Genomic DNA, 4,991 nt, shown 5'->3' with positions numbered 1-4,991 from the left:
ACATCGAACACGGCGTCGGGCTTCGTCTCGTCGAGAACGGCATCGAGGCTGGTGCCGATGACGGCGCTGCCAAGATCGTACTCGCGCGCCCTCGCTCGCGCCCGGTCGGCATCGAGATCGACAAGGCCGGCAATGGCGAGCCCGTCGATCCGCCTTGCGGCATCGAGCCACTGCTTGCTCATGGCTCCGCACCCGACCAGGACGACCTTCATCATCCAGCGCTCCTCCTCGGCTCGGCCCCTCCAGGCCGAGTGTCACGGCATTTCCGGCATCACCGTAAACGTTTTTCCGTAAACGTTTACGAGAACACACCCGATGACGTAGAATGTCAATCGGCTGCTCGCGAAAATCGACATCCACTGCTTGGCCTGAAGGGCGGCCGGTGCTAGCGAAGACAGGGGGAGAACCGGCCTTGGCGTCCAGCATCCACGATCTCGCGCGTCATCTGAACATTTCGATCGGCACCGTGTCGCGCGCGCTGAACGGTCGCGCCGATGTCAATGCCGAGACGCGCCAGCGCGTGCTGGAGGCGGCCAGAAAGCTGAACTATTCGCCCAACCAGTCGGGCCGCAGCCTGAGGAAAGGCGCCACCCATTCGATCGCCTTCATGCTGCAACCGCATCCCGGCGACCAGCAATATGGCGAGCCGTTCTTCATCCCGTTCCTGACCGGTCTGCAGGCGCGGCTCGCCGAGCATGACCTGGATCTGATGGTCGTCATGGGCGAGCCCGGCCAATATCAACCGGAGAGGCTGCGCCGCGTGGTTGAGACGCGCCGGGCCGACGCGGTCGTGTTGGCCAACACGCGGCGGGAAGACGATCGGATCGACTATCTCAGCAAGGCCGGATTTCCCTTCGCCACGCTTGGCCGAAGTCAATCCGGCGGCGACATCTATCCTTCGCTCGATATCGATTTCGAGAGGGCGGGTGAGGAAGCCGTCGACCGGCTGGTCGCGCGCGGCCACCGCCGCATTGCCGCCATCCGCCCTTCGCTCGATCTCAACTTCGGCTACCTGTTCCTCGACGGCTACCGCAAGGCGCTGAAGCGGCACGGCATCGAAGTCGACCCCGGCATGATCGCCGACGGCTTCATCAACGAGACCGGCGGCTATCAGGTGACGCCGCGCGTCATGCTCTCCAAGGACCGGCCGACAGCCATCATCTTCAACAATGACGCAATGGCGCTCGGCGGCTGCAAGGCGCTGGCCGAGATGGGCATCAGGCCCGGCCACGACATCGCGGTGATCGTCATCGTCGACACGCCGCTCTGCCGCTACTTCTCGCCGGCGCTGACTGCCTTCCGTCCGTCGCTGGAGCCGATGGGAAGGCGTCTGGCCGAAATGCTGCTCGCCTCCCTTCCCGCCTTTGCCGGCCCTGAAGGCACGCGCATCATCCGCGAGGTGTGGCCGCTGGAACTGGTCGCCAGAGAGAGTGATTGAGGCGGAGCTTTCCCTTCTCCCCTTGTGGGAGAAGGAAACTGTCACGCAACCATCACGTTCACGTCCTAGACCGCTCGACGGCAAGGGCTGCCCGCATCGTCGATGCCGCGCCCTTTTGAGCCAATGGCCGCTCTGCTCGTCACGAAGGGGATATCGATGAAACGTCTCAACCGAACCGTCGCGCTTGGCGCGGCACTTGCCCTGTTCACCACGCTGACCCCGGCGCTCGCCGACGGCGTCGCCTATGTCAACAAGGGGCTCGTCGGCGTCGGCCGCATTCCGGCCAGTCAGAAGGACAAGTTCGGCGAGACCTTCGGTTCGGGTTCCGGCATGTCGATCGACGCTAAGTCCTGGGCGCGCGACGGCGCCAGCTACAAGGGCTCGCTCTGGCTGCTGCCGGATCGCGGCTACAATGTCGTCGGCACCACCGACTATCGCCCGCGCCTCAACACCATCGCCATCGAGCTGACCGCGACCGCTCCAAGTGCCGCGCCCGCCACCGGACAGGAACAGACCGGCGTCAAGGCGACACTCTCCGACACCATGCTCCTGACCGACGACAAGGGCGCCGACACCACCGGCCTCGATCCGCTGAACGGCGTGCGCGAAGCCGCCGGCGACATGCCGATCCTGCCGCAGGCCGACAATGGCAAGCTGGCGCTGGACGACGAGGCGATCGTGCGCCTGCCGGACGGCACGATGTTCATCTCCGACGAATATGGCCCCAACATCTACCGCTTCTCGGCCGAAGGCCGCCTGATGTCGGCGACCCAGCCGCCGGCCGCGCTGGTGCCGATGCGCCATGGCAAGCCGAACTTCGCTTCCGACAATCCTGGCCCGGGCGCGGCCGAGCCCGATCCGAAGGATCCCGAAACCGGCCGCCAGAACAACCAGGGCCTAGAAGGCATGTCGATGACGCCGGACGGCAAGTTCCTGATCGCCGTGCTGCAGTCGGCGGCCCGCCAGGATGGTGGCGATTCCGGCTCGACGCGCCAGAACACCCGCGCGCTGGTCTATGATGCGTCCGACCTCGCCCACCTCAAGCTGGCGCATGAATATGTCGTGCCGCTGCCGGTGTTCAAGGACGCCAAGGGCAAGACCAAGATCGCGGCGCAGAGCGAGATCGTCGCCCTCTCCGACAAGAGCTTCCTGATGCTGGCGCGGGACTCGGGCAACGGCCAGGGTCTCAAGGGGGACGAGTCGGTCTACCGCAAGATCGAGATCGTCGACCTCTCGGCCGCCACCGACATCGCCAACGGCCCGTTCGACGCCGCCGACAAGCCGGTTGCGCCGAAGGGCGTGCTCGACCCGTCGGTGACGCCGGCCAAGCTGACCTCCTTCATCGACATCAACGACAAGGGCGAGCTCGGCCGCTTCGGCCTGCACGATGGCGCGCCGAACGACAGGAACAACCTCTCGGAGAAATGGGAGGCGATGTCGCTGGTCTCCGTGCTCGATCCGAAGCTGCCCGACGACTATTTCCTGTTCGTCGCCAACGACAACGATTTCCTCACCCAGGACGGCTTCCAGGTCGGCGCGCCCTACAAGGCCGAGGACGGCGCCGATGTCGACACCACCTTCCTGGTCTATCAGGTCACCCTGCCTGGACTGTCCGGGAACAGCCTCGCCGCGAACTGAAGCATGTCTCCCGAAAGTGGGAACCGGTTTCGGGATAAAGACATGCGCAAAATCAAAAACCTAAAGCGCATGGAGCGAAGCTGAAAGATCGCGACGCGCTTTAGTTCTGCTTCGGGTCGTGTGCCGAGCGGCATACGGCCGGGCGCGGAAGGGATGCATGAGCTTCAGGCCTGCGATAGCATCGCGGGCCTGATTCATTTTCGGTGCTGCCATGGATGACGACAAGCCCGCTCGAAGGCGGACCCACGACCTGACCAGCGGCCCAATCCCGCGCACGCTGCTGTTGTTCGCGCTGCCGGTTCTGGGGTCCAACGTGCTGCAGTCGCTCAACGGCTCGATCAACGCGGTCTGGGTCGGCCGCTTCCTCGGCGAAGCGGCGCTGACGGCGACCTCCAACGCCAATCTCGTGCTGTTCCTCATCCTCGGCACCGTCTTCGGCATCGGCATGGCGGCGACCATCCTGGTGGCGCAATCGGTCGGCGCCCGCGACCTGCCCAAGGCGAAGCGCATCGTCGGCACCAGCGCCACCTTCTTCTTCCTCGTCTCGGTCGTGTTCGCCATCTGCGGCTGGGTCTGGGTCGACGCCATCCTGACCGGGCTCGGCACGCCGGCGGACGCCTTGCCGCTGGCGCGCGCATACTTGCGCATCATCTTCGTCGCCGTGCCAATGATGAATCTCTTGTCCTTCGTCATGACCGTGCTGCGCGGCGCCGGCGACTCGCGAACGCCGTTCGTCTTCATGGCGCTGGCGGTCGTGCTCGACGTCGTGCTCAATCCGCTGCTGATCCGCGGTACCGGCCCCTTCCCCGAACTCGGCATCGCCGGCTCGGCGACCTCGACGCTCATCGGCCAGACGATCAGCGTGATCGCCATCCTGGTCGTGCTTTATGTGCGCAAACACCCACTGCGGCTGGCAGGCGCCGACCTCGCCTTGCTTCGGCCCGATCCGGCCTTGTTGCGCATCGTCGTCTTCAAGGGCGTCCCGATGGGCTTGCAGATGATCGTCATCTCGGCCGCCGCGCTGACGGTGATGGGCATCGTCAACTCCTATGGCTCGCAGGTCGCCGCCGCTTACGGCATCGCGGCCCAACTCTGGACCTATATCCAGATGCCGGCGCTGGCGATCGGCGCCGCCGTTTCCTCGATGGCGGCGCAGAATGTCGGCGCCGGCCGCTGGGACCGCATCGGCAAGGTCGCGGCCTCGGGCGTCGGCTTCAACCTGGTGCTGACCGGCGCGCTGGTGGCGCTGCTTTTCGCCTTCGACCGCCCGGTCCTCGGCCTCTTCCTCAGCAACGACAGTGCGGCGATCGACATCGCCGCCCACATCAACAAGGCGGCGTCCTGGTCGTTCATCCTGTTCGGCGTCACCATCGTGCTGTTCGCCACCGTGCGCGCCACCGGCGCCGTCATGCCGCCGCTGATCATCCTGATCATCTCGGTGCTGATCATCCGCACCGGCTTTGCCTATTCGATGCGCAGCGTCATTGGCCAGGAAGCACTGTGGTGGAGCTTTCCGGCCGGCTCGATCGCCTCGCTCGTGCTCGCCGCCGCCTATTACCGCTTCGGCCGCTGGCGCACGATGCATATGATCGAGGACCGGCCGGCCGCCGGCGAGCCGCCCGACACCGGCCTCGGCGTGCCGCGCCAGCGCGCGCAACTCCTGCCGGAGACAGAATAGCTATAGCAATTCCAGGAAAAGTGCGCAGCGGTTTTCCGTCCGGAATTGCGCGAAAACAAAGAGTTAGAGCGGTTTCGCGATTCTATCGAAACGCTGAACCGCTCTAAGACCTACCGCGCGTATTTGACGCCGAAACCGATCGCCACCAGCGAGAAGACGATGATCATGCCGGCAAAGGCCAGGCTTGCCACGGTGGCGTTGGCCAGGCCCGACAGGATGCCGATGCCGATCACCGGC

Annotated in this window: 4 protein-coding genes; 3 read left to right on the top strand and 1 reads right to left on the bottom strand. The window is 65.2% G+C overall.

Annotated elements, in window-relative coordinates:
• Positions 1-215, bottom strand: a 215-nt coding sequence (locus EOD07_RS22070) for a Gfo/Idh/MocA family oxidoreductase (protein WP_164772420.1), incomplete at its 3' end; no start/stop codon positions are given.
• A gap of 197 nt (positions 216-412) precedes the next feature.
• On the opposite strand from EOD07_RS22070, the gene EOD07_RS22065 reads away from it, so the two are divergent.
• From EOD07_RS22065 to EOD07_RS22055, 3 genes are all read left to right on the top strand, one after another.
• Positions 413-1,438 (top strand): LacI family DNA-binding transcriptional regulator, encoded by a 1,026-nt coding sequence (locus tag EOD07_RS22065; protein ID WP_127236976.1) that lies wholly within the window; start codon positions 413-415, stop codon positions 1,436-1,438.
• Between the two features lie 156 nt (positions 1,439-1,594).
• On the top strand, positions 1,595-3,076 hold the full coding sequence (locus EOD07_RS22060; RefSeq protein WP_127236975.1) for an esterase-like activity of phytase family protein: 1,482 nt from the start codon (positions 1,595-1,597) through the stop codon (positions 3,074-3,076).
• 211 nt (positions 3,077-3,287) lie between these two features.
• Complete coding sequence (locus EOD07_RS22055; RefSeq protein ID WP_127236974.1) at positions 3,288-4,754, top strand: MATE family efflux transporter; 1,467 nt, start codon at positions 3,288-3,290, stop codon at positions 4,752-4,754.
• Positions 4,755-4,991 lie beyond the last annotated feature (237 nt).

The organism is Mesorhizobium sp. M2C.T.Ca.TU.002.02.1.1, assembly GCF_003997225.1.
The sequence above is the reverse complement of the archived record's forward strand: the minus strand, read 5'-3'. Positions and strand labels throughout refer to the sequence as shown.

Bases quoted from the DNA above. Each gene is read 5' to 3' on its own strand.
- EOD07_RS22060 (WP_127236975.1), top strand. From the start codon at position 1,595: ATGAAACGTCTCAACCGAACCGTCGCGCTTGGCGCGGCACTTGCCCTG.
- EOD07_RS22055 (WP_127236974.1), top strand. From the start codon at position 3,288: ATGGATGACGACAAGCCCGCTCGAAGGCGGACCCACGACCTGACCAGC.